At 64.4% G+C, this 21525-nt stretch carries 19 protein-coding genes; 2 read left to right on the top strand and 17 right to left on the bottom strand.

Translation table 11 applies throughout. The features are described from left to right. Nucleotides 1-119: 119 nt before the first annotated feature. The 17 genes from ACUXVH_RS30320 to ACUXVH_RS30240 all read right to left on the bottom strand — a co-directional run bounded on the left by ACUXVH_RS30320 (nt 120) and on the right by ACUXVH_RS30240 (nt 18245). Complete coding sequence (locus ACUXVH_RS30320) at nt 120-437, bottom strand: ShlB/FhaC/HecB family hemolysin secretion/activation protein (RefSeq protein ID WP_065363335.1); 318 nt, start codon at nt 435-437, stop codon at nt 120-122. Between the two features lie 486 nt (nt 438-923). Next, a complete protein-coding gene (pgaD, locus tag ACUXVH_RS30315; RefSeq protein WP_011058546.1) occupies nt 924-1448 on the bottom strand; it encodes a poly-beta-1,6-N-acetyl-D-glucosamine biosynthesis protein PgaD in 525 nt (174 codons plus the stop codon). After that, nucleotides 1448-2797 (bottom strand): poly-beta-1,6-N-acetyl-D-glucosamine synthase, encoded by a 1350-nt coding sequence (pgaC, locus tag ACUXVH_RS30310; protein ID WP_019093523.1) that lies wholly within the window; start codon nt 2795-2797, stop codon nt 1448-1450. Before pgaC ends, pgaD begins: the two co-directional genes overlap by 1 nt. A 3-nt stretch (nt 2798-2800) precedes the next feature. After that, entirely contained in the window at nt 2801-4798 is a 1998-nt protein-coding gene (gene pgaB / locus ACUXVH_RS30305; RefSeq protein WP_065363334.1) for a poly-beta-1,6-N-acetyl-D-glucosamine N-deacetylase PgaB, read from the bottom strand. 14 nt (nt 4799-4812) lie between these two features. Beyond that, the gene (gene pgaA, locus ACUXVH_RS30300) at nt 4813-7299 is read right to left on the bottom strand and encodes a poly-beta-1,6 N-acetyl-D-glucosamine export porin PgaA (RefSeq protein WP_011058543.1); all 2487 of its coding nucleotides are present in this window, start codon (nt 7297-7299) and stop codon (nt 4813-4815) included. A gap of 275 nt (nt 7300-7574) precedes the next feature. Next, nucleotides 7575-9077 carry a YdgA family protein gene (locus ACUXVH_RS30295; protein ID WP_011058542.1) on the bottom strand — a complete coding sequence of 501 codons (1503 nt, stop codon included), beginning with the start codon at nt 9075-9077 and terminating at the stop codon, nt 7575-7577. Nucleotides 9078-9300: 223 nt separating this feature from the next. Further along, the gene (locus tag ACUXVH_RS30290) at nt 9301-9936 is read right to left on the bottom strand and encodes a hypothetical protein (RefSeq protein WP_015633693.1); all 636 of its coding nucleotides are present in this window, start codon (nt 9934-9936) and stop codon (nt 9301-9303) included. Between the two features lie 93 nt (nt 9937-10029). Beyond that, nucleotides 10030-11478, bottom strand: coding sequence for an efflux transporter outer membrane subunit (locus ACUXVH_RS30285; protein ID WP_011058540.1), 1449 nt, complete (start codon nt 11476-11478; stop codon nt 10030-10032). Then, a complete protein-coding gene (locus ACUXVH_RS30280) occupies nt 11475-12365 on the bottom strand; it encodes an efflux RND transporter periplasmic adaptor subunit (protein WP_011058539.1) in 891 nt (296 codons plus the stop codon). The genes ACUXVH_RS30285 and ACUXVH_RS30280 overlap by 4 nt, the downstream gene beginning before the upstream one ends. Further along, complete coding sequence (locus ACUXVH_RS30275; RefSeq protein ID WP_011058538.1) at nt 12362-12571, bottom strand: DUF1656 domain-containing protein; 210 nt, start codon at nt 12569-12571, stop codon at nt 12362-12364. Before ACUXVH_RS30275 ends, ACUXVH_RS30280 begins: the two co-directional genes overlap by 4 nt. Continuing rightward, nucleotides 12568-14655 carry an FUSC family protein gene (locus ACUXVH_RS30270; RefSeq protein WP_041751900.1) on the bottom strand — a complete coding sequence of 696 codons (2088 nt, stop codon included), beginning with the start codon at nt 14653-14655 and terminating at the stop codon, nt 12568-12570. The genes ACUXVH_RS30275 and ACUXVH_RS30270 overlap by 4 nt, the downstream gene beginning before the upstream one ends. Further along, the gene (locus ACUXVH_RS30265) at nt 14652-15080 is read right to left on the bottom strand and encodes a MarR family winged helix-turn-helix transcriptional regulator (protein WP_011058536.1); all 429 of its coding nucleotides are present in this window, start codon (nt 15078-15080) and stop codon (nt 14652-14654) included. The genes ACUXVH_RS30270 and ACUXVH_RS30265 overlap by 4 nt, the downstream gene beginning before the upstream one ends. A 142-nt stretch (nt 15081-15222) precedes the next feature. After that, nucleotides 15223-15504: a type II toxin-antitoxin system RelE family toxin gene (locus tag ACUXVH_RS30260; RefSeq protein WP_011058535.1), complete on the bottom strand. Its 282-nt coding sequence runs from the start codon at nt 15502-15504 to the stop codon at nt 15223-15225. Then, on the bottom strand, nt 15494-15739 hold the full coding sequence (locus ACUXVH_RS30255) for a type II toxin-antitoxin system Phd/YefM family antitoxin (protein ID WP_011058534.1): 246 nt from the start codon (nt 15737-15739) through the stop codon (nt 15494-15496). The genes ACUXVH_RS30260 and ACUXVH_RS30255 overlap by 11 nt, the downstream gene beginning before the upstream one ends. Before the next feature lie 64 nt (nt 15740-15803). Next, entirely contained in the window at nt 15804-16049 is a 246-nt protein-coding gene (locus ACUXVH_RS30250) for a DUF2789 domain-containing protein (protein WP_011058533.1), read from the bottom strand. Nucleotides 16050-16063: 14 nt separating this feature from the next. Beyond that, nucleotides 16064-16525, bottom strand: coding sequence for an aminoacyl-tRNA deacylase (locus ACUXVH_RS30245; protein WP_011058532.1), 462 nt, complete (start codon nt 16523-16525; stop codon nt 16064-16066). 109 nt (nt 16526-16634) lie between these two features. Beyond that, nucleotides 16635-18245, bottom strand: coding sequence for a glycosyltransferase family 39 protein (locus tag ACUXVH_RS30240; RefSeq protein WP_065363333.1), 1611 nt, complete (start codon nt 18243-18245; stop codon nt 16635-16637). 331 nt (nt 18246-18576) lie between these two features. Here ACUXVH_RS30240 and ACUXVH_RS30235 point away from each other — a divergent pair, with 331 nt between their 5' ends. Then, nucleotides 18577-20769 carry an outer membrane assembly lipoprotein YfiO gene (locus ACUXVH_RS30235; protein ID WP_065363332.1) on the top strand — a complete coding sequence of 731 codons (2193 nt, stop codon included), beginning with the start codon at nt 18577-18579 and terminating at the stop codon, nt 20767-20769. After that, the gene (locus ACUXVH_RS30230; protein ID WP_065363331.1) at nt 20739-21497 is read left to right on the top strand and encodes a DUF3142 domain-containing protein; all 759 of its coding nucleotides are present in this window, start codon (nt 20739-20741) and stop codon (nt 21495-21497) included. Before ACUXVH_RS30235 ends, ACUXVH_RS30230 begins: the two co-directional genes overlap by 31 nt. Nucleotides 21498-21525: the final 28 nt, after the last annotated feature.

Genomic DNA, 21525 nt, shown 5'->3' with positions numbered 1-21525 from the left:
AGACCGCGTTTGGACAGCCCCCAGAACGTATCCCGCGCTTGCAGGGTGGCGGAAGGCTGGCGGGCCAGAAAGGCGAATTGGCGAACGTCCATGTCAAAAGCCTCAATGAATCAGTGCAATCAGAGATAGAAATCCAGGCGGAAATGGGTCGGGGTTTCCCGTTCACTCAAGGCTTCGGGACGTTCGAGGGAATGGGTAAAGCTCACGCCGGTGACAAGGTGGTTGCCCATCGGGCGAGTCCAGCGCAGGTGGTTGCGCCAGCAGTAGCCGCTGTCGCCGTTCAGGCTCGGGTCTTTGTAGCCGCGGATGAAGGACTGGGCGCCCAGGTTGAAGGTGGTACCAGGCATCGGCGCGACAGCGGCGCTATGCAGCGCGCTGAACAGCAGCAGGCAGGACAAGGCACAGCACAACCTCATCCCGAGCGTGGAGAGAGACATATCCGATCCTTCGAAAGCGTGACGACAAGAGCTACGAAGGGCGTGACGCTAATAAGCTATTACTGCATCGTCAAATGACTGCCGCAGAATCGCCAATAACAATCAAATCAAACTTTCAAACAACTTTACGAGATAAAAAACATGCAGCTCCATCATGGAGCCGCCCATTTTAAATTTTGAAATATTTAAAGGAAAAATCATCTGAAAGCCTTTTAAATCAAGGCTATAGAGTTTTAAAAAGTTTTAGCAAAAATTTGAGATTGCACACTTAGAAGAGCCAACGCCCGTACGCAAGAACCCTGGTTCTCACTCTCTCGCTACGATAAAGAACAACTCACCCACAACCACATCCGTAGCGACAAACCCATGCAGAAACCCCAAATAAATCAATAACGCATTGATTTATTTACTGAAAATAGAATCAGACAATTCCCTCTGCAAATTCAGAAGAGCCGTACCCCCCCAGGGCTCATCCCCCCTGGGCAATCAATCTTCTCCTGTCTTCTTGCCTTCATCCCCTTCCGAACGCAGATGGATCACCCGCGGCGGCGGTTCCACCCTCAGCGGCGGGTGCTGCTGGTCTTCGGGAAGAATGCGATAGAACTGCGTGGTGACGTGGCTGATACCGCCCTCCTCGTCGTTGTGCACGATCATGGTGCCGGGCTGGCGCATCTGGGCGAAGGTCGCGTCGTTGAGCTTGAAGGTTTCGCTCAGGCGCTTGTCGTCTACCACGGGTGCCGGCAGCCGGGGCGGGTAGCTCTTGTTGCGACGCTGGCGGTAGCGGGCCCAGGAAATCAGCAGCACCGCATTGAGTACCGCCACCCAGGCATAGAACTGCAGGGTGGTCAGGGCATCGAGCATGCCCGCTTCGATCCGCGGCCCTTCATGGCTGTCCAGCAGCGGAATGAGCCCACGAACCAGCAAGTACAGCAGGCCTACCCAGGCCAGTACGGTGAGGACAACGTCGACGATCACCATGAACGGACGCTGGCGGGTTCGGATGATTTTCATCAGCGCACCTCCTCTTCGTCATCGATGGGTTTGATGCCGCGGTCCGGGCTGACCCAGCGCGCGCGTTTCTGGTGTTCGCCAAACAGCACCCGGGGAAAGCTCACCAGGGTGGTGAACAGGCTGATGAACCAGAACACCAGCGGGTACCAGACCACCCAGAACATGGTTTTCCACAGGTCTTTTTCATAACGGCGGTCGATCAGGATACTCACCGCGAACTGGGTCAGGCAGACCATCGCCAGCACCAGCCCGGTGAAGGCCGGCGGGACGATGGTGTGCACCGCGATGGCCTCGGGCATGACGATGAACTTGCCCAGGGCCCAGAAGATCACCGACAGCAGGAAGGTGAAGGCCCAGCCGGTGGACAGGCAGTAGTCGAACAGCAGGGTCCAGAGGTAGCGGTGGCGCCACTCCCAGATCCCGCGGATGTTCTTGAACAGCACCTCGGCGCCGCCCTGGGCCCAGCGCAGGCGTTGCTTCCACAGGCCGCGCAGGGTCTCCGGCATGAGGATCCAGCACAGCGCCCGCGGCTCGAAGAACACGTACCAGTGGTCCAGTTGCAGCTTCCAGCTGATGTCGATGTCTTCGGTGATCATGTCCGGGCTCCAGTAGCCCACCCGGTGCAGGGCGGTGCGACGGAAGGCGACGATCACCCCGGAGACGGTGAAGACTTTGCCGAACACCCGCTGGGTGCGCTTGATCAGGCCGATGATCGAGGAGAACTCGCCCACCTGGACCCGACCCACCAGGGTCGAACGGGTGCGGATCCGCGGGTTGCCGGTCACGGCGCCCAGGCGCGGGTTGTCCAGCATCGGCGCTACCAGGTAGGCCGCCGTGTTGGGCGCCAGCAGCGCATCGCCGTCGATGCACACCAGGTATTCGCTGTGTGCCGCCACCGCGCCCATGCGCAGGGCCACGGCCTTGCCCTGGTTCTGCGCCAGGTGCAACACCCGCAGGCGCGGGTCCTGGGCGGCAAGGCGGTCCAGCACCTCGGCGGTGTTGTCCTTGGAGCCATCGTTGATGGCGATCACTTCGATGTTCGGGTACTGCTGGGCCAGGGCCGCATGAATGGTGTCGGCGACGTTGTCGCCTTCGTTGTAGCAAGGAATGAGGATGCTGATCAGCGGCTCACCGGCCAGGGGCGGCGGCAGGGTATCGTCGCTCCACGGCCAGTGGCGCTCCCAGTGCATCCAGTAATACAGGCCGCCGGCGATCCACAGCGCCGACATGAACAAGGGGTAGTAGAAGACGAAGTCCATGAGGAATTCGCCGGTCAGCACGAAGATCAGCCCCAGGGGCACGCCGAGAACGAGCGCCAGGACCACCAGCGCAAAGATACGATCCACCATGATTCAAGGGCTCCATTTGTTGGAGAGCGCGGGCCGCAGAGTCTTCAGGTCCGGTGAGTTCTCGAGGAAGTTGTCCGGGTAGTAGCCGAAATTGGTCGCGCCCTGGCGCTTGAGGCGGCCCATCCAGTCCGCCAGTTGCTGGGCGGAGAGGTCGCTGGCGGGCTTGCGGGCCCAGTCCCGGGCCTGCAGCTCGAACACCGTGCGCTGCAAGGCACCGGGGCGGGCGCGCACCTGGTCCACCAAGGCTTCGAGCCAGGGCCCGGAATGCCGCTGGCTCTGGCCTTCCATCAGCGGCATGGCCATGGGCGCGGTCCAGTCGTAGCTGACCAGGAAATCATCGAGGTTCTGGGCGAACCAGGTTTCACTCTGCGGGTTGATGATCGGCTCGGCGAACAGGTTGCGCGCGGTCTGCACCTGCGGCCCGCGAATCGCCCGGACCTTGGCGGCCAGTTCATGGGTGAAGTCGATCAGGTAGCGGCTCTTGAAGCGGGTCCAGCGCTGCAGGGTGGCCGGATCGTCGCGCAGGGCGGCCATGGAACCCGGCAGGCCCTGGGCCGCATAGGCGCGCAAGGCTCCGGGGCTGGCGTCTTCGAAATCCGAGAGCACGGCGTCGTCGTGGAACAGGATGCCGTCCACCGACGTCATGCGCGCCACGTCCTCGTAGAGGTCGCCGATCTGCTGGCGCACATTGGGGTCGAAGGGCGACAGCCGCTGGTACTGCTTAGGATCGATCGCACTCTGGCCGGTGGCCGGATCCCAGCGCGTGACCCGGGGTAGCCGGGCGTCCAGGGCGAAGCTGAGCACCGGCATCCAGGCATAGACCTTGACGTGGGCCCGGGTGCGCAATTGCCAGGCGACCCGGTCGAACAGGTCGGCGCGCATCGGCAGGTGCCGGTTGGGGAAATACAGCGACTGCACCAGGCCGTCGCCCTTGGGGTCGGCGAAGGCCTGGAGGAATACGGTGTTGGCCCCCAGGTCGGCCATGCGCTGCACCAGCTTGCCGAGGTTGACCTCCTGCTGCTTGGGGTCCGGGTCGTAGACGTTGTCCAGGTCCACGTGCACCACGCGCATGGGCGCGGCGGTCTCGGCACCGACAATGCTGTTGGAGAAGTGCATGCCGTCCGGGTCCGAGACCACGAGGAAACGCGGGCTGCTCATCAGGTTGTCGAGTGTGTCCAGGCCGTCGTCCAGGGTCAGGGCCAGCTTGAAGCCCTGGCTGTCCACCACTTGCAGGGTGGAGCCGTCGGCCGTGCCGTAGGGCCAGACCCAGATCCGCGGGCGATAGCCGGCCACGGCCAGGATCTTGTTCGAGATGGCGGTCACGTCCTGGCGCATCCGCGCCTGGAAATCCGCCTCGCTTTCATAGCGCCCGGAGGCGGCGTCAAAACGGCGGGTCGCCGCCGCCGGCTGCAGGTTGCCCTGAGGGTTGGCAAGAATGCCCAGGTGGCTGTGGTCGGTATGGGCGGCGATTTCCACCAGCCCGGAACGGGAGATTTCCCGGACCTGCGCCCAGGTCAGGAACTGTGAGCGGGGCCGCAGCTCGCCGGCGAAGTTCACCGGCTGGTCGGCCGGGGTGTCGATCCAGGTGCCCACCGGCGCCAGCACCGCAGGCCAGTGATAGCTGCGCAGCACCGGCAGCACCCGGGTGTAGAAGCTCGAATAACCGTCATCGAAGGTCAGCAGGATGGCCTTGGCCGGCAGTTCGGGGCCGCCGTTGCGCGCCGCCAGGATCTGGTCCACGGTCACGGGCCGGTAGCCGTTTTCCCGCAACCAGGCCAGTTGCTCGATCATCCGCTCGGTGCGCACCGCCACCACCCGTTGGTCCGGGTCGCGATCCTCGATGTCGTGGTAGGCAATGCCCAGCACGTGGTTCTTCGGCCAGGGCGCCTCGGTGTTGGGCAACGGCCGTTGCGCCGGGGCGAGAAAGTCGGCGGCGGGCTGGGAACAGGCACTGAGAACCAGGGCTCCCAGCAGGAGGATGCAACGGTTGATCAGGCGCATCGTCACACTCTTCTCTAGAAGCGATAGGTAAGGTCGACAGCCAGGCGCAGGTCGGTTTCCCGATCGCCGTCGTAAGGCCGGTTGATCACGCTCAGGACTCCGCCGATGTCGAACACGTCGTTCCAGCTGTAGCGCTGGCCGTAGCTGAGCAGCCCCACCGCTCCAGTGGAGTAGCCGCGTTCGCTGTAGGTACCGGCGCCGGCCTGGAACTGTTGGCTCCAGGAGGTCTGATAGCGGTGATAGAGCACGTGGTTGACGGTGACGGTGGGCAGGACGCTGAGGTCCGCCTCGGGGTTGTAGTAAGGGGTGTCTTCCAGGGTGTTGTGGCTGGCGCCCACTTCCAGGCCGAGGTCGACCTGCACTTTCGGCGAGCGGTAGACCCCTTCGCGGCCCGTGAGCAGGGCCTCGAACCTATTGTTGCCGTCGCTGAAGTGCGACGGGCTGAGGGACAGTTTCCACTCGCGGCTTTCATTGGCCCGCCAACGCAGGAAGGCGCTGCCGCCGTTGGCGCTGATATCGCTGTTGAGGGCCCGCAGCGGGGTGTTGGCAGAGAGGTAGTCGAGGCTGCCGCCGTATTGCCAGTGATCGTCGATGTCCCGCGCCAGCGACACCCGGGCACCGGTCTTGTCGCCGTAGCCATAGGAATGGTTGGAGACTTCCGCTTCCAGGGTCATGTCGCGGGTGCGCCGCTCCACCCCCAGGACCTGCCAGCGGTGATTGCCGATCCCTTCCGAGAAGTCCCCCATGGCATAGCCGATGCCGCCGAACAGGCGCCAGTCCTCGGCGATCGGCGGCGTGTAAAGCCGGCTTTCGATGCCGAAATCACGGCTGCCGGATACCGCGCCGGCACCATTGCTGCCACCGCCGTAACTCTTGCCGCCATAGGTCATGACCCGCAGTTCGGCCATGTCGTGCACTTCGCGCTCGCGGGCCAGGCGCTGCACCTGGCGGCTCTCCGGAAAGCGCTCCACCACGTCGTCGGTCAGCGCATCCAGTTGCCGCCATTCCTGCAGGTCCTGGGCCGTATGGCCCTGGGACACTTCCAGGCTGACATCGCGCGGGGCCACACTCTCGGTTTCCTTGAGCAGGCTTTCCGAAAGCCGGGGCCAGTCGCGCACCCGGTACAGATCGGCCTGGGCCAGGCGCACGCTGATGTTGCCCGGAGCCTGCCCCGCCAGGGTCTCCAGGCGCTGCTCGGTGCCCGGCAGGTCAGCCCCGGCCGTGCCGTCGGCACCGGCCTGGGCCGCCAGCAGTTGGGCATCGACCCAGTCGTCATTGGGGTCGCCCACGGTTTGCCCGGTGAGCTGAATTCGCTGCGGCACACTGTCGGCCAGGTCATTGGCGAGTTTCAGCGCCTCTTCCGGGCGTTCACTTTCCAGCAGCGCGTAATACAGCGCGGTGGTGTCTTCCAGGCGGTGGTCGGCATCACCGTCCGGTGCCGAAAACACACGCCGATACAGGTCCGCGGCGATTTCCGGCTGGCGCTGGTCGAGGTAGGAGGCCGCCACCCAGCGCAGGGCATACGGGGGAATGGCTACGCCGGCAGCGGTGAGCTGCTCGTATTCGCTGATCACCTCTGCGGTGCGCGCCCGGGACTTGAGGGCGCCCAGGCGGTCGATGCGCCAGCGGGTCAGGTCGTCCTGGGCTTGAGGGTCCTTGCCCCAGGCGGCGAACAGGGTGTCGTAGTCGGCCAGGGCACGGTCGGCCACCACAAAGCGCTCTTTCTCACTGCGGCTGGCCAGCTCCGAGAGGCGCACCCGTTCGGCGGCGAGGTCAGCCTGGATGCGCCGCTGGATCACCGGGTCGATCAGCCCGGGGTGCTGCCGGGCCAGGCGCAGGGCCGGTTCCGGCAGGCGCGCCCGCTGCAGGGCGTAGATGTATTCGCGAATGACTTCGGGCTTGTCGCCAGCGCGGATAAACGCCTGGTCGTATGCAGCCAGGGCGTCATAAGGCTGGTTGGCGCGGGTCAGCGCGTAGCCCAGGGCCAGGCGCCGGTTCGGGTCATCGGGCTTGGCCGCCACCAGGGCCTTGGCCCGGGCCACGGCTTCGGCCGGCTGGCCGGCATCGGCCTGGGTCAGGGCCAGCCCCAGCTGCAGGTCGGCGTTCTGCGGGTCGCGCTGCAGGGCCAGGCGATAGACCTGGGTGGCGTTGTCCCACTGCTTGAGGTTGCGATAGGCACGGGCCGTGGCGGCCAGCGCCTGCGCCGGCAGCACCCGGTTGCGGCCCTGGGTCTCGTAGACCTTCACCACCTCGGCATCGAGGCCCGCCCAGCTGGCGATCTGCAGGTGGTCGCTGACCAGCCCGTTGTTCAACCGGTCCGCCGGCACTTGGCGCAAATGGTTCAGCGCCGGGGCGTAGCTGCCGGCCCGGGCCTGGATGATCAACTGGTCATAGGCCGCATCGGCGAACGCCAGGCCCGGCCATAACAGTTGGCTGCACAATGCCAGGCGAAACAGCGGACGAAGGCCGTAGCGGCGAGCGGGATGAACAGTGCGTTGCATTTCGTCAGCATCCTTACGTGGCTAGCCGGAGTTATGCGCCCCGCCCTTACGCCCCAGCCCGGACGATCAGAAGATCGACAGAGCGTCTGGGAGAATTCTTCCACGAAGGTTAGTTCAGAATTTGCAGCGCCATATTTATTCAGAATCAGATTCTGCGGGGCCTGCAGCCGCCCTCACCGCCTTGCTCCAGACAGCACAACGCCCGACCTGTGGGCTGCACAGGCCGGGCGTCAGGGGTTGCACAAGAAGGGCCGCGCAAAGCGGCCCGTGCACCTTTACTGCTGGGCGCCTACGCCCCCCAGCTTGCTCATGACCAAACCGATGAACTGCTCAACGGTCATTTTCTGGCCATTGAAGTTCACTTCGTTATTGGCATAGTGCAGGGCCGACACCACGTCATTGCCTTCCAGCTTGGCCAGTTGGGTGGACAGGGCCATGGCACTGAGCATTTCTGCAGTGGCCGCGCTTTGCTCGGCGATCAGCTTGGCATCGGTCTGGCCTTCGACCTGGGCCTGCAGGGCGGCGATGTCTGCCACCATCGGCTTGGACAGCGACAGCTTGGCATCCAGCTGGCTGACCAGTTGCTTGCCCAGCTCAGCCGGCGGCAGCTCCAGGCTCTGCGGCTTGGCCAGATCCAGGCTCAGGCTGAAACGGCTTTCACCACCGGCGGTCTTGAATGCCAGGCTTTCCAGGGCGATCTGCGGCTTGGCTTCCAGGACCTTGTTCACGGCAGCCCGTACCTTGACCTGCTCGGCGTCGGACATTTGCAGTTCCGGAGCCGGTTCACCCTCGGCAGAGGCCTCGGTGGCGGCCTTCTGATACGGCTGCAGCACGTTCTGGTAGACCTGGACCAGATCGAGCATGCCCTGGCTGTCGAGGCTCTTCATGCTCCAGAGCATCTCGGCCGAACCCACGGTCTTGCCGTCGAAGGCGATTTCGCCCACTCGGTAATCCGCACGGCCCGCCACTGTGCTGCCGGTTTCTTCGCTGAAGGTCTTCTGCTCGAAGTGCTTCAGGGTCAGCACCGACTGCTTGTCGCCGAAGGTGGCCTTCAGGCCGCTGAGCTCCAGGGTGTTCTGGCCCAGGAAGTAGTCGAAGCTGCTTTTCTGCAGGTTGCTGGCCAGGGTCAGGCCGTTGATTTCCAGTTTGAGCGGGGCCTTGTCCGGCGAGCTGAGGAACAGGCTCAGGCTGTCCATATAGCCATCGACCTTGGCCTTGCGGCGATTGTCGCCGACGCTGAAAGTGGCATTCAGGCCGGAGAACTTGAGGTTGTTCAGCTCATCCAGGGCCAGTTCCATCGGAGCGAAATCCAGGGTGCCCTCCGCGGACAGGTCATAGCCGACATTGACCACGCCCTTGAACGGTGCAGCACCCTTGGTGGCGGCAAACCACTTGTCGGTCTGCCCGTTGTTCTCCAGCTCGTAATGACTGGACGCCATGACTGGCAGCCACTTGAGGCGGATCAAGCGCGAGAAAGGCAGCGGGCCGTGTTCGATATGGTCGGCGATCATCAGTTCCAGCCCACCGTTGAACACCTCGCCCTGGGTCTTGAGGCGGTAGCGGGCATTGCTGCTGAACACGCCACGCTCCAGGGACACCAGCTCCAGAGTGGCGGTGGCGTCATAGCCGATCAGCGCCGCTTGCAGCTCCTTGTTGCTTTCAATCACCTGCTGCTGCAGGACCCCTTCCAGCTTGGTGCCGGTGTACCAGGCACCGCCGGCACTGATGGCACCTACTGCGACGACGATTCCTAACAGTACGCCTGCTGATTTATTCATGTCTGACCCGATCAATATCCGTTGTTTGAAGGTGTGGTCGTCTTCCCTGAACCCATGACGGGTTGCGGCTCGACTCCGCGTAAAACCGGCGCAGATTACCACTGGCGGCTAGGGCGAGCCCAATCTTTGAATGTGAAAAACCGTGGAGCGCGGGGAGATGGCCAGGGCAGCGGCTGCCGCAAACCGGCAGCCGCCGCTGTTACAGGGCCAGGGGAAGGGGCTTTTAGGAGTATTCGATTTCCAAGGCATCGAGCTGATGATCGAAGCTCTTGAGCCGGGCGCTCCAGGTGTACACCAGAACCTCGAAATCCCGGTCGATCACCGCGCTGTTGCCCCGGGATTCGCCCCGTGGGTCGCAGAAATCCAGCTGGTAGCGCTCCCGCGCCATGGCGGTGGCGACATCCGACAGCTCCCGGGCATTGCTCAGCCAGTGGTGACCGTCCTCGGCCTGCTTGTCCAGCAGCATGCACTGCTTCTTCAGGGCCTCCAGGCTCTTTTCCAGCGGGGTGCCGGTGAGTTCGCCCATGACTTCGGCGAAGGTCCGCCCCGGTTGCCAGTAACTGCCCCAGAAGTAGCGGTCGAATACGGTTTCGACCCGGCGCAAGGCCACCTTGGTGTCCCAGATGACCACCAGGGTCTTGCTCTGTTCGAGCTGTTTCTTCTTGATTTTCTGGCCCTGAAAGGAGGCCCAGGCCACCACACCGATGGCCATCACCGCGATCAACGCGCTGGCGCTGTCGAGGAACACCAGGGCCTTGTCGATCTGATGGGCCAGCATGATGCCGTAGAAGTAGGTGGCAGACAGCAGCACCAGGGCGCAGAGCGCGCACCAGAAGCCCGGAGCATAAGGGTTTTTCATTATTGGAATCCCCATGACCATCACATGCTTTGATCGGTTGGAAGGCACGTTGCACAAGGCACTTTTCCAACTGATCAAAGCATAGCAACCGCCTCAGGGTTTCGCGTGTTCCGGGCCTTGCGTTCGTCCGCTTTCCCAACCGCCGCCCAGGGCCAGGAACAGATCGATCTGGCTCATGGCTACCTGGGTGTTGGCCGCCGCCAGTTGCGCGCGCATATCGGTGTAGGTGCGGGTAGCCTGCAGGTCGGCGAGGAAGGACGCGCGCCCGGCCTGGAAGAAGCGGTGGGTCTGGTCCGCCGCCAGTTGCGCCGACTGCTCGGCATCCGCCAGGGCATCGCGGCGCTGCAGCTGCGCGCTGTACTGGGCCAGGCCGGTCTGGGTTTCGCGGATGGCGTTGAGCACCACCCCATCGAAATGCGCCAGGGCGCCCTGGCTGGCGGCCTCGGCTTCATGAATGCGCTCGCGGGCGCCATTGGCCGGCACCGTCCAGCTGATCAGCGGGCCGAAGCCCCAGCGATTGGTGGAAGGCTTGCCGAGGTTGTCGAGGATGCCCACGGTGCCGACCGTCGCGCCGATGCTGATATCCGGATACAGGGCCCCGGTGGCCACGCCGATTCGCGCGGTGGCGGCGGCCAGCTGGCGCTCGGCCTGCCGTACGTCGGGGCGGCGCTTGAGCAGCGCCGCGCCATCGCCCACCGGCAACAGCTGGGTGATATGCGGCAACTGGGCGCAACTGTCGGTGCCGGCGGGCAATTGATCCAGCGGCTTGGCCAGCAGCATCGACAGGCGGAACAGGCCCGATTGGCGCGCCGCCTCATAGCGCGGCAGTTCGGCACGCAGGGATTTGAATTGGGTCTGGGAACGGGTGACCTGGGTTTCGTCGCCGCGCCCGGCATCGCGCAGGCGCTGGGTCAGCTCGGTGCTCTGGGCTTGCAGGCTCAGGGAGTGCTCGGCGATTTCCCGTTCTTCGTTGGCCGCGCAAACCTGGGTGTAGGCCCGCACCACGTCCGCCACCAGGGTAATGCGCGCGGTATCCGCCGCAGCCTGGGTCGCGTCGGCATTGGCCTGGGCCGCCTCGATGCCGCGCTGCAAGGTGCCGAACAGGTCGAACTGGTAGGAGGTGCTGATGGACAGGTTGCCGACGTTGGCCACTGGCACCTTTTCCGGCAGCAGGAAGGCTTCGCCGGATTCCTGCAGGCGCTCGACCCCGGCCTTGACCCCACCGCTCCAGCCACCGGCGGCCTGGGCTTCATCCACCTGGGCACGGGCCCGAGCCAGGTTGGCCGCCGCCACCCGCAGGTCGGTGTTGGAAGCCAGGGCCTGCTGCACCAGCTGGTCCAGGCGCGGGTCCTGGTACAGCCGCCACCAGTCGGCAGGCACCGGCGCCGACACCACGTTGGCGCCCTTGGCGCTCAACTGGCCCTGCAAATCCTTGCGCTGCACCGCAGCATCCCCGGGCACCTGGTAATCCGGCCCGACCATCTGGCAGGCCGAGAGCAGCAGGCCGAGCCCGGCCAGGGCCAAACGCGCGCCGTTGTTCATTGGCCGGGCTCCTGCTTGGCCTGGTCGTCGAGGATCGACACCGTGGCGGTGCGCCCGGCGATCATGCGAAAGTCCGCCGGCACATCGTCGAAGGCGATGCGCACCGGAATCCGTTGCGCCAGGCGCACCCAACTGAAGGCCGGGTTGACGTTGGGCAACAGGTTGGAGCCGCTGCTGCGGTCACGGTCCTCGATCCCGGCGACGATGCTTTCCACATGCCCGCGCAGCCGCGCACGGTCGCCGATCACACGGATATCCACGGCCTGGCCGACATGGATGCCATCGAGCTTGGTCTCTTCGAAATAGCCATCGATGTGGAAGGAGTTGCTGTCCACCACCGACAGCACCGGGCGCCCGGCGGTGACGAATTCCTGGGTGCGCGGCGCACGGTCGTTGACGTAGCCGTCCACCGGGCTGCGTACCACCGAGCGGTCGAGGTTGAGCTGGGCGCTGTCCACCGCCACCTGGGCCTCGGCCAGGGCCGACTGGGCGCGGGCCTCGCGGGACTGGCTTTCTTCCAGTTGCTCGCGCGGCACCAGGTTGCCCAGGCCACGGTTGCGCTTGGCCTCGCGCTGGGCCTGGGCCAGGGTTTCCTGGCGGTCGGCCAGGGCCGCCTTGGCCTGGCGCAGGGCCAGCTTGAAGCGGTCCTGGTCGATGCTGAACAGCACCTGGCCGCGTTGCACCAGTTGGTTGTCACGCACCTGCACTTGCTGGATCAGCCCGGACACGTCCGGAGCGATCTGCACGATATCGGCGCGGATATGCCCGTCCCGGGTCCAGGGCGCGAACATGTAGTACATCACCATGCGCCAGACCACCACGACCGCGAAGGTCACCACCAGTAACGTCAGGACCACACGGCCAATGGTCAATAAAGGTTTTTTCATGTCATCAGGTATCGACTGAGAGAGTCCACCGCGCCCAGTAGCAGAGCGTAGAGACCCACGTTGAACAGCGCCCGGTGCCAGACCAGACGATAAAAGTGCAAGCGCGTCAGCACCCCGTGCACCAGCAGGTACAAGCCATAAGTGATGCCCATCAGCACCAGCAGCGTGGGCAGGAACACCCCGCTGATATCCAGATCACCGATCATAGGGGCGCTCCATCGATGCCATGGGGAAGGGGTTCTTCAAGCTCGCCGGTGGCGACGAATTCCACCCCCGGCAACAGCGCCAAGCGCAGGCCGCTGAGGGCGTGCAGCAGGTGCAGGCGGGTTTCGTGGTCGCCTTGCAGGCCCTGGCTGCCGAGGGCGCGGCGGGTACGGTCGAGGGTCATCAGCAGCCCGCTGGGGGCCGGCAGGCGTTCGCCGGCCTTGAGGCAAGCCTTGAAGTACTCGCCCACCTCGGCCACCACCTGGCGCAGCAGGCTCTGGGCCACGCCCTGCACCCGCGGTGCGTAGGCCAGCAGGTCCAGCATATTGAGCGCCACGCGCAACTCCCGCAGGGCTATGCCGGTGTCCTGCCCGGTCATGGCCAGGCGCGGCAGGTGCTGCATCAGGCGGTCGAGCATCTGTGCACCCATGTGCCGGTGTTCGGCCAGGGTCGCCGGTTCGCTGAGGCTGACGATGTCGCGCCAGCTGAAGCGGGTCAGGCGCTTGGCCGCCAGTTCGGAGCCGAACGGCCGGGCGATCAGGGTCCAGACAAAGGCGAACAGCAGGCCCATGGGGCCGGCCAGGTTGGAGTTGGCAAAACTCAGGAAGTCCGCGTCGTAGGCGCCCTGGATGCTGATGAAGGACGAGGTGTTGACGATGGTCAGCAGCATGCCGAGGTAGAACCGCGGCTGCACCGTCAGGGTGCCGACGCAAATGAACGGCACGGCAAAGGCCAGCACCAGCATCGGGAAGTCGTGCAGGTTGGGCAGGATCAGGAACAGGTAGAGGCTGGCGAACAGCACCGACATCGCGGTCCAGAAAAAGAACCGGTAGATCTGCGGCGCCGGGTCGTCCATGGAAGCAAAGAAACTGCAGGCCACCGCCGCCAGGATCACGGCGCTGCCGCCGTCGGTCCAGCCCAGGAGAATCCACAGCACCGAGGCGACGATGATCGCCAGGACCGTCGAGCCCGCCGAGTACAGCATCAGCCCACGATCGAGAAACGGCGTCAGCCGGCCCAGCCGCCAATGCCGGTAGACCGCGCGCCAGGGCGCCTGGCTTTCACTCTGGATGGCGTGCTGCAGGCTGCGGCAGTCCTGCCACAGGTCGATCCACTCGCCGAGGCGATACAGAGCGTTGGACATCAGCAGCTGGCGCCGGTCATCCAGGGCTTCGGGGCTTGGCTGCAAGGCTTCGAGTTCATCGCGCAGGGCCTGCCAGCGTTCCACCGAAGCATCCCGGGCGGTGCCTTGCAGCCATTCATCGGCCTTGGCCAGCAAGGGGGCGAACTGCGCCACCAGCTCCGGGGTACGCCGTTCCAGGGCATACAGGGCATCGTCCAGGGCATCCACCACCGGCAGCAGGTTGATCATCCGCCCGCGCAGCTCCTTGGTGTTGCGCACGGTCTGCGGCCGGGCGCCCTCGTGGGGCAACTGGCCGATCATCAGTTCCAGGGTGTTGAAGGTGCCCACCATGGACGCGCGCAGGGCACTGACTTCCTCGGGCTGGACGTTGCGGGCCAGGAAGCGCTGGCTGTAGAGCGCGGCATCGGCGAACCACTTGGCGGCGGAATCGACGAACACCGGGGCCAGCCGCCGGGGCCAGAACATGCTGCCGATCACCGCGGCGCAAACGATGCCGAGGAAGATTTCCTCGGTCCGCGCCTCGGCGACGTCCCAGACCCCCAGGGGGTTGTCCACCACCGGCAGGGCGATCAGCGGCAAGGTGTAGCCGGCCAGCATCAGGGCGTAGTTGTTGGCAGTGCGCAGGTGCATGGACAGGAACAGCAGGATCCCGGTCCACAGGGCGATGATCACCACCAGCAGGTAGGGGCTCTGCACGAACATCGGCACGAACAGCACCGCGGCCGCCGCCCCGAGAAAGGTGCCGATCGCCCGGTACAGGGCCTTGGAACTGGTGGGGCCGACGTAGGGGCTGGAGACGATGTACACCGTGGCCATCGCCCAATACGGACGGGGCATCTGCATCAGCATGGCGATGTACAGGGCGATCATCGACGCGGCGAAGGTACGTACGCCATAGAACCAGTCCCGCGCGGGAGGCATGCCGGTAAAGAAGCCTTTCAAGATGGCAGCACCGGTACATGACTGGCGGACTCGAACGCGCGGATCACCCGCAACGCCGCTTCCAGGTCGGCGCTGCCAATGCCTTCCAGCACTTCATGACGCAGGCGCACCAACTCGCTTTCCACCGCCTGCACCAGCTCGCGACCGGTGTCGGTCAGGCTCAGGCATTTGGCCCGGCGGTCGTGGGGGTCTTCACTGCGGCACACGTAGCCGGCGCTGCACAGTTGATCCAGCAGGCGCACCAGGGACGGGCTTTCCATCCCCGCGGCCTGGGCCACCGTGACCTGGCGCACGCCCTCGCCCAGGCGCCCGATCATCAACAGCGGCACCGCGCAGGCTTCGGAAATGCCGAAGTTGACCAGCGTGGTCTGGCAGATCCGCCGCCAATGCCGGGACGCGACCACCATGCCACTGCTGATATTCATGTGGAGTGATTCAAGGGAGCTGGACACAAGGTTGTTCGCACACTGTTAGTTTGCTAACTATCAATATGTCATTGACGGATAAATCCAGTCAAGTTTTGTAACAATTGCCTGAGAGTGAAGATGCACAGCTTGCCAGCGAACCTCAGCGTTTCCTGGCCTGCTCGTAAACGGTTCCACGCTCGCGCTTGCCGACCGCAACCACGCAAACCACGACGCGCTCTTCGATCACTTGATAAACCAATCGGTAGCCCGAAGCCTTGAGTTTAATTTTGTAGCAATCGGGAAGCCCATGCAGGGCATCAGCAGGGATTCGCGGCACCTCAAGCCGTTCGGCGAGCTTTTTCTTGAATTGCTCTCGAAGCGTATGCCCCAACTTGTTCCATTCCTTGTGTGCCGAAGGCAGGAACTCAAGGCTATAAGTCATCCAGACTGACCGGAACGGGCGTCTCATGGCTGCGCTCGCGGATGATTTCGGCCAACTCCAGATCATCCAGGCGTTCCATCAACGCTTCGAAAACCTCGGCCGGAACCATGTAGCCCATGACACGATTGTGATTCAACACCGCCACTGGCCCGCCCTGGGCACCACTCAAGACGGCAGAAGGGTTTTTCTTCAACTCAGATACGCTGACGGCTTTGTCAGCCAGAATACTCTGCATAATCATGACCTCAATTCAGGTCGTGATTCTGGTCTAAATACTCCATATCAACAACTACAGCTCATCAGCCCCCGCGCCCCTTCCTCAACAACACATCCAACTGATCCACCACCTCGGCCCAATCCGCATCATCGAGCACTTCCGTGCGCAGAAAGTCGGCCTGGCTCTCGCTCCAGAAAAACGCGTCCGCCAGGTGCAGCTCCGGTTTGAGCGGCGAATGCGTGGCGATGAAACGCTCGATACTCACCGGGTCATCGGCCAGCCCCAACTGCTTGAACAACGCCGGCAGGCTGTGGGTCGGTGCTTCCATGGTCGGGCTCCTGATCAGTGCGAGACTTCGCAAACCTCGGCGTGGGGCACCAGCTTCAGGTACTGGGCCATGCTCATGTGCACCAGGTTGTGGTGGTTGCCGGCTTCCAGGTAGATGTCTTTCTGCCGGGTCAGCAGCGGGTCGATCACCACGTCCAGCCCATAGGACTCGCCCAGGGCCGGCACCGCGCCGCGCTCGCAGTCGTTGAACAGGTGGGCCAGGGTGCTTTCCCGGGTGACCTGCCATTCGCCGCTGCCGCGCACCTTGCCGAGGTCCAGGTGCCGACTGGCCGGCAACACCGCCATCAGGTAATGGCCGTGGTGATCGTCGAGGATCACCGACTTGGCCACTCGCTCCGCCGGTACCCCCGCCACCCGCGCCGTTTCCAGGCTGCTGGCGGAATGGGGATGGCTCACCAGATCAAACTCGCAAGCGGCTTGTTCCAGGCTGCGCTGCACGGTTCTTGCCATACGCATGATGCACCTCGGTGCCCCGCAAGCGGGGACAGGACTGTGACTCCTGATGCAAGTCTAGGTCGCGCTGCAAGACACAAGGCCTCGAACTTCCGAACGGCACCCTGCGCGTTCATTGCCCGGCACAGGAAGCGCCGGCTGCCGAGCCACAGAGGACAAACAAGCGGGCCCGAGTACCACCCGCGGCGAACTGACCGACTTTGTGCCACCCCTGGGGCAATGGCGCGAATTCCTCGGACTGATCGTCCGACCCCACCAGCCAATAGCGCCCGCTGCCCACTGACAAGGCGCTCAGCTGATCCAGGTAGACCTGATCCGGGTGGTCGATCAGGGTGCCGAAGCCGTAGGCGTTCGGCCTGCTGGAGGTGCCTCCCGGCAGCGGCGGCGTATAGAGCATCGGCTGGGCGTCGGTGCGGTTGTAGTAGACGTAGCTCAAGTACCAGAGCATGTCGCTGATAACGATGCGGTCGCCCGCGACGTAGTGCCGGTTGACGTAGTCGACCATCACGCTGATCTGGTCGTTGGCGTCGACATCGATGTTGTTTTTCAGCCCCACCGCTTCCAGCCCGACAAACCCCAGCAGCAACCCCAGCGCCACCAGCCGGGCAGTCTTAAGCCAGCGATCGATGAGCACCGCCATGATCATCGGCAAGCCCAAGGCATACGCGGTCAGGTAGCGTTCGATAAACACTGGCGAAGCGAACGACACCGCAAACACCAACAACAACGGCAGCAGGGTGAAACTCGCCAGCAGCCCGCCGAACCTGGCAGGTGCACCATCACGCCAGGCCAGGACGCTACAGACCGCCAGCAACAGCAGCGGCATGCCCACGAACAGCGCACCTGGCAGGTTGTCGCCTTCGTCCTGGATCAGCAATTGCCAGACCATCGCCGGCAGCGAAGACCAGGTGACCACCGGCTCCCAGCCGACATCGCCATTGGCCTTCAACTCGTCCATGTGCCGCAGCAGGTCGAGCAACTCCGGAACCCAGGGCAGGAACAGCAGCACGATCGCCGCATTCGCCAGCCACCAGGCCGGGCGGGTGACCAGGCGCCCGCCACCCTCGGCGCGCACGCCCGAAACGACCAGGTACAGCCAGTGCGCCAGCACGCAGAACACCGTGAAGTAATGGGTGTAGAAAGCCAGGGTCATCAGCAGCGCGTAGCTCACCAGATGGCCCCGACGCGAGGGCTGGCGCAGCCAGTACACCAGGGCCAGGGTCGCCCCCAGCAGCAACAGGCCGAGCAGCGCATACATGCGCACTTCCTGGCTGTAGCGCACGGCCGTGGGCAGCAGGGCCAGCAGCACACCGGCGAGAATCGCCGCGCGACGGGTCGCCAGCAGCGCCACCAGCCACATGCCGAGCCCTACGGTGACTATCCCTGGCAGCGCGCTGAAGGTGCGAATGGAGAAAATCCCGTCGCCGAACAGTTCAATCCAACCACGCAAGAGCATGAAATACAGCGGCGGATGGACGTCGCGGGCCGCATGAAACCAGATTTCGCTCAGCGAATACTGGCTGAGCACCAGGCTGGAACCCTCGTCGCCCCAGATAGCCGCGGCGGTCAGGTCATAAAAGCGAACGGCCGCAGCCAACAGCAACACCGGCAGCAACCAATACTCCAGCGCCAAGCGCATCAGCCGCTGCACACCTTGCTCCCGAGGCACGACGGCCTGCTCTTGCAAACGCCCGATCAACTCCGGCGCTCTGCGAAAATCCATTCCTTGCTCCCCATAAACTCGCCTGATCTGGTCGCTCAAACCCCGACAGCATCGTCCTTTGCCTGGAAAACCGCAAAGCACAGACGCAAGGGTAAAAAGCCGCTCCTCGAATGTCATGTGCGACTCTTGCCGATTGCCCTCGGGGACCGCGGTACGGGGTCAGGCCCGGCCATCACCGGCAATGGATGAACATAGACCGGAGGACAGCAAAGGCGCGTCACAGAACGGCGGATTTTCTAACCAGCGACGTAGGTGCCAGCCGGCGCCTTCTGTATGATTTTCGCCACACTCGGAACCTGCCCTCATGGCTTTTCTGAATTAAGGACAATTCATGCGCAAGCTTCTGCTCTCGGCATTGACCCTCACCGCCCTGTGCGCCGGCCAGGCCCAGGCCAGCTCGGATGACATCTGCTCGCCGACCTGGTCGCTCTACTCAAATCGCCTGGACGGTTGCAGCAACCTGCCCTTTCTCAGCCCAGGCAACGACAGCCGGGTCAACTTGCGGCTGCTGCTGGCCGACCAAGGCAGCCTGCCCCTGGCACCCCGGGCCCTGACCCAGGATGAGCTGGGCATGGGCTACGGCCCTGTGCCCTTCATGCACTATCGCCTGCACCCGGCGCAGCCCGAACTCGATCCCGACACTGGCAACCCACCCAAGCCCGGCCCCTCGCCCGCCACCGAGCAGCTCGACAGCCTGCTGCAGGCCGTAGGCCTGCGTCGCGATAGCAAGGAAGCCGCCGGGAACGGCTTTCTCTCCGGAGAAGGCAGCCGCTGCCGCAGCAACTCGGACGCCAGTGCCCTGGCTTTTGTGGAGCAGCTCGACCAGGCGCCACTGAGCCCGGAAGAACGCCAGGCCCTGGCCGAGGCCCGGGTGCAATTGCTGGCCAGCTGCGACTGGAACGCCAGCGAAATGAGCAAGCTGCTGCCGGCCAACCTGAACTCGGCGGCGGCCAAGGCGTTCGCCAGCTACCTGCAGGCCGCCGCCGACTTCTACAGCGGCCGCTTCAACGAAGCCGGCAACGGTTTTGCCGCGCTCAAGGACAATCCCCAGCCCTGGCTGGCCGAAACCGCGGCCTACATGAGCCCGCGCACCCTGCTCAACCTGGCCCAGCAGAACGCCTTCGATGAATGGAGCATGGTCAATCTGGAGCATGTGGACAAAGTCGTCCTGCAACAGGCCGGCGCCGGTTTCGAGGCCTACCTGAAGACTTATCCACAGGGCCGCTACGCCGTTTCCGCCAAGGGTCTGATCCGCCGTGTGCACTGGCTGACGGGCGACACCCAGGCCCTGGCCGAGGACTACGCCTGGCAACTGACCCAGGCTCCCGGCACCCCGCGCAACATGCCTCTGGACGACCTGGTGGAAGAAGTCGACTACAAACTGCTGAGCCTGCCCGAAGACCACTTCAAGGCTCCGCTGCTGCTGGCGGTCAAGGACCTGATGCGCATGCGCGACGCCCCATCGGCGCCCCTGACCCGGGACGCCCTGCAACAGCAGAAGGCCCAGTTCGCCAGCCAGCCGGCGCTGTTCGACTACCTCCAGGCCGCTTTCAGCCTGTATGTCGAAAAACAACCGGCGGCGGCGCTCAAACAATTGCCCAGCCAAGTGCCGGCGCAACTGGACTACCTGAGCTTCAGCCAGCAGATCCTGCGTGGCCTGGCCCTGCAGGCCCAGCAGGACTGGAAAGGCGCCGAGGCGCTGTGGCTGCAATTGCTGCCCCTGGCCCAGCAACCGCTGCAACGTGAACAGTTGGAACTGGCCCTGGCCTACAGCTACGAGCGCAGCGGGCAACTGGCCAAGGTGTTCGCCGACGACTCGCCGATCAAGACTGCCCAGGTGCGCGCCATTCTCCTGCGCCAGGTGGCCTCTCCCCAACTGCTGCGCCAGCAAGCGCAGAAGGCCGAGTCGCCAGCGGAACGCAACGCCGCGCGTTTTATCCTGCTGTACAAGGACCTGACCCGCGGCCAGTACGCGGCCTTCGGCAAAGACTTCGAGCAACTGCCGCCCACCCTGCCCGACGCTAGCCTTGCCGCCAGCCTGGGCTACATCTACCTCGTTACCCCGCCGTTGCAGGACTTCCACTGGAATGGCCCACAGCCCGAAGACGAAAAACCCGACTACCGCTGCCCAAGCCTGTTGGAGACGGCCGCCCTCCTGCAGCGTGACCCGAAAGCCCCGGCCGGGCTGCTCTGCCTCGGCGAGTTCATGCGTTTCAGCGGCTTCGACCGCATGCCCCTGGACACCCCGCCACCGGCCCAGAACCTGGGCGGCACCCAGGACACGTTCCCGGGCAAGCCGTTCTCGCGGCTCGACGGCTATCAGGTGGTAATCAACAACCCCAAGGCCAGCCGTGACGATCGCGCCTACGCGCTGTACCGAGCCATCAACTGCTACGCCTCCTCGGGCCATAACAACTGTGGCGGTGCCGGTGTCGAGCCCGCCATGCGCAAGGCCTGGTTCCGCCAGTTGAAGACCAAGTTGGGGGATACCCAGTGGGCTCAGTCGCTGCGTTACTACTGGTAGGCAAGCGCCTGGGCTATGGCCTGCTGCCGCTGTGGCTGTGCTGGGCAACACCGGCCAGCGCGGCAGTGGACGCCGCCGACTACGACGCCTTCTGGCTGTGGAGCGGGGTCAAGACCCAGCCGGTGCTGGGCCAAGCCAGGACCCTGTACCTCCTCCAGGGCCAGATCAGCCGTTCGCGGCGCCATCCGGCCAGCGGCGTCCAGCTCATCGCCCAGGGCCTGCCGGTGTCGCGTCTGCGCCAGGAGCAGGTGTGGGTGGTCTACCGCGCCCACACCCTGGCCTGGCCCGAACCGCTGTATGACCAGTTGCTGGGCCAGGTCCGGCGTTGGCAGGCCACGGGCACCCAGGTGGTGGGCATCCAGATCGATTTCGACAGCAGCACCCACGACCTGGAGCGCTATGGCCACTTCCTGCGCGACCTGCGCCAGCGCCTGCCGGCGCACTACCGCCTGAGCATCACCGGGTTGATGGACTGGGGCAGCAACGCCGACCCGCAAGCCATCGGCCAGCTCAAGGGCGTGGTGGACGAAGTGGTGGTGCAGACCTACCAGGGCCGCCGCAGCATCCCCAACTACGCCAGCTACCTGCCGCGCCTGGACCGCATGGGCCTGCCCTACAAGGTCGGCCTGATCCAGGGCGGTGAATGGCAGGAACCCCAGGCCCTGCGCGACAGCCCCTGGTTCAAGGGCTACGTGGTGTTCTTGCAGAATCCTCAGTCCGGGCCCTGAGAGCGGTGCAATAAGTGCTCACAGTAAT

The organism is Pseudomonas sp. 8(2025), assembly GCF_052665325.1.
Note: the sequence above shows the minus strand (reverse complement) of the source record. Positions and strands in the feature narration are given on the sequence as shown.

What these genes read in the sequence shown, in the direction of transcription:
- ACUXVH_RS30245 (WP_011058532.1), bottom strand. Translation starts at nt 16,525, where the DNA reads ATGCGTATGGCAAGAACCGTGCAGCGCAGCCTGGAACAAGCCGCTTGC.
- ACUXVH_RS30275 (WP_011058538.1), bottom strand. Translation starts at nt 12,571, where the DNA reads ATGATCGGTGATCTGGATATCAGCGGGGTGTTCCTGCCCACGCTGCTG.
- ACUXVH_RS30250 (WP_011058533.1), bottom strand. Translation starts at nt 16,049, where the DNA reads ATGGAAGCACCGACCCACAGCCTGCCGGCGTTGTTCAAGCAGTTGGGG.
- pgaB (WP_065363334.1), bottom strand. Translation starts at nt 4,798, where the DNA reads ATGCGCCTGATCAACCGTTGCATCCTCCTGCTGGGAGCCCTGGTTCTC.
- ACUXVH_RS30255 (WP_011058534.1), bottom strand. Translation starts at nt 15,739, where the DNA reads ATGCAGAGTATTCTGGCTGACAAAGCCGTCAGCGTATCTGAGTTGAAG.
- ACUXVH_RS30295 (WP_011058542.1), bottom strand. Translation starts at nt 9,077, where the DNA reads ATGAATAAATCAGCAGGCGTACTGTTAGGAATCGTCGTCGCAGTAGGT.
- pgaC (WP_019093523.1), bottom strand. Translation starts at nt 2,797, where the DNA reads ATGGTGGATCGTATCTTTGCGCTGGTGGTCCTGGCGCTCGTTCTCGGC.
- ACUXVH_RS30240 (WP_065363333.1), bottom strand. Translation starts at nt 18,245, where the DNA reads ATGGATTTTCGCAGAGCGCCGGAGTTGATCGGGCGTTTGCAAGAGCAG.
- ACUXVH_RS30235 (WP_065363332.1), top strand. Translation starts at nt 18,577, where the DNA reads ATGCGCAAGCTTCTGCTCTCGGCATTGACCCTCACCGCCCTGTGCGCC.
- ACUXVH_RS30285 (WP_011058540.1), bottom strand. Translation starts at nt 11,478, where the DNA reads ATGAACAACGGCGCGCGTTTGGCCCTGGCCGGGCTCGGCCTGCTGCTC.
- ACUXVH_RS30290 (WP_015633693.1), bottom strand. Translation starts at nt 9,936, where the DNA reads ATGAAAAACCCTTATGCTCCGGGCTTCTGGTGCGCGCTCTGCGCCCTG.
- pgaD (WP_011058546.1), bottom strand. Translation starts at nt 1,448, where the DNA reads ATGAAAATCATCCGAACCCGCCAGCGTCCGTTCATGGTGATCGTCGAC.
- pgaA (WP_011058543.1), bottom strand. Translation starts at nt 7,299, where the DNA reads ATGCAACGCACTGTTCATCCCGCTCGCCGCTACGGCCTTCGTCCGCTG.
- ACUXVH_RS30320 (WP_065363335.1), bottom strand. Translation starts at nt 437, where the DNA reads ATGTCTCTCTCCACGCTCGGGATGAGGTTGTGCTGTGCCTTGTCCTGC.
- ACUXVH_RS30280 (WP_011058539.1), bottom strand. Translation starts at nt 12,365, where the DNA reads ATGAAAAAACCTTTATTGACCATTGGCCGTGTGGTCCTGACGTTACTG.
- ACUXVH_RS30265 (WP_011058536.1), bottom strand. Translation starts at nt 15,080, where the DNA reads ATGAATATCAGCAGTGGCATGGTGGTCGCGTCCCGGCATTGGCGGCGG.
- ACUXVH_RS30260 (WP_011058535.1), bottom strand. Translation starts at nt 15,504, where the DNA reads ATGACTTATAGCCTTGAGTTCCTGCCTTCGGCACACAAGGAATGGAAC.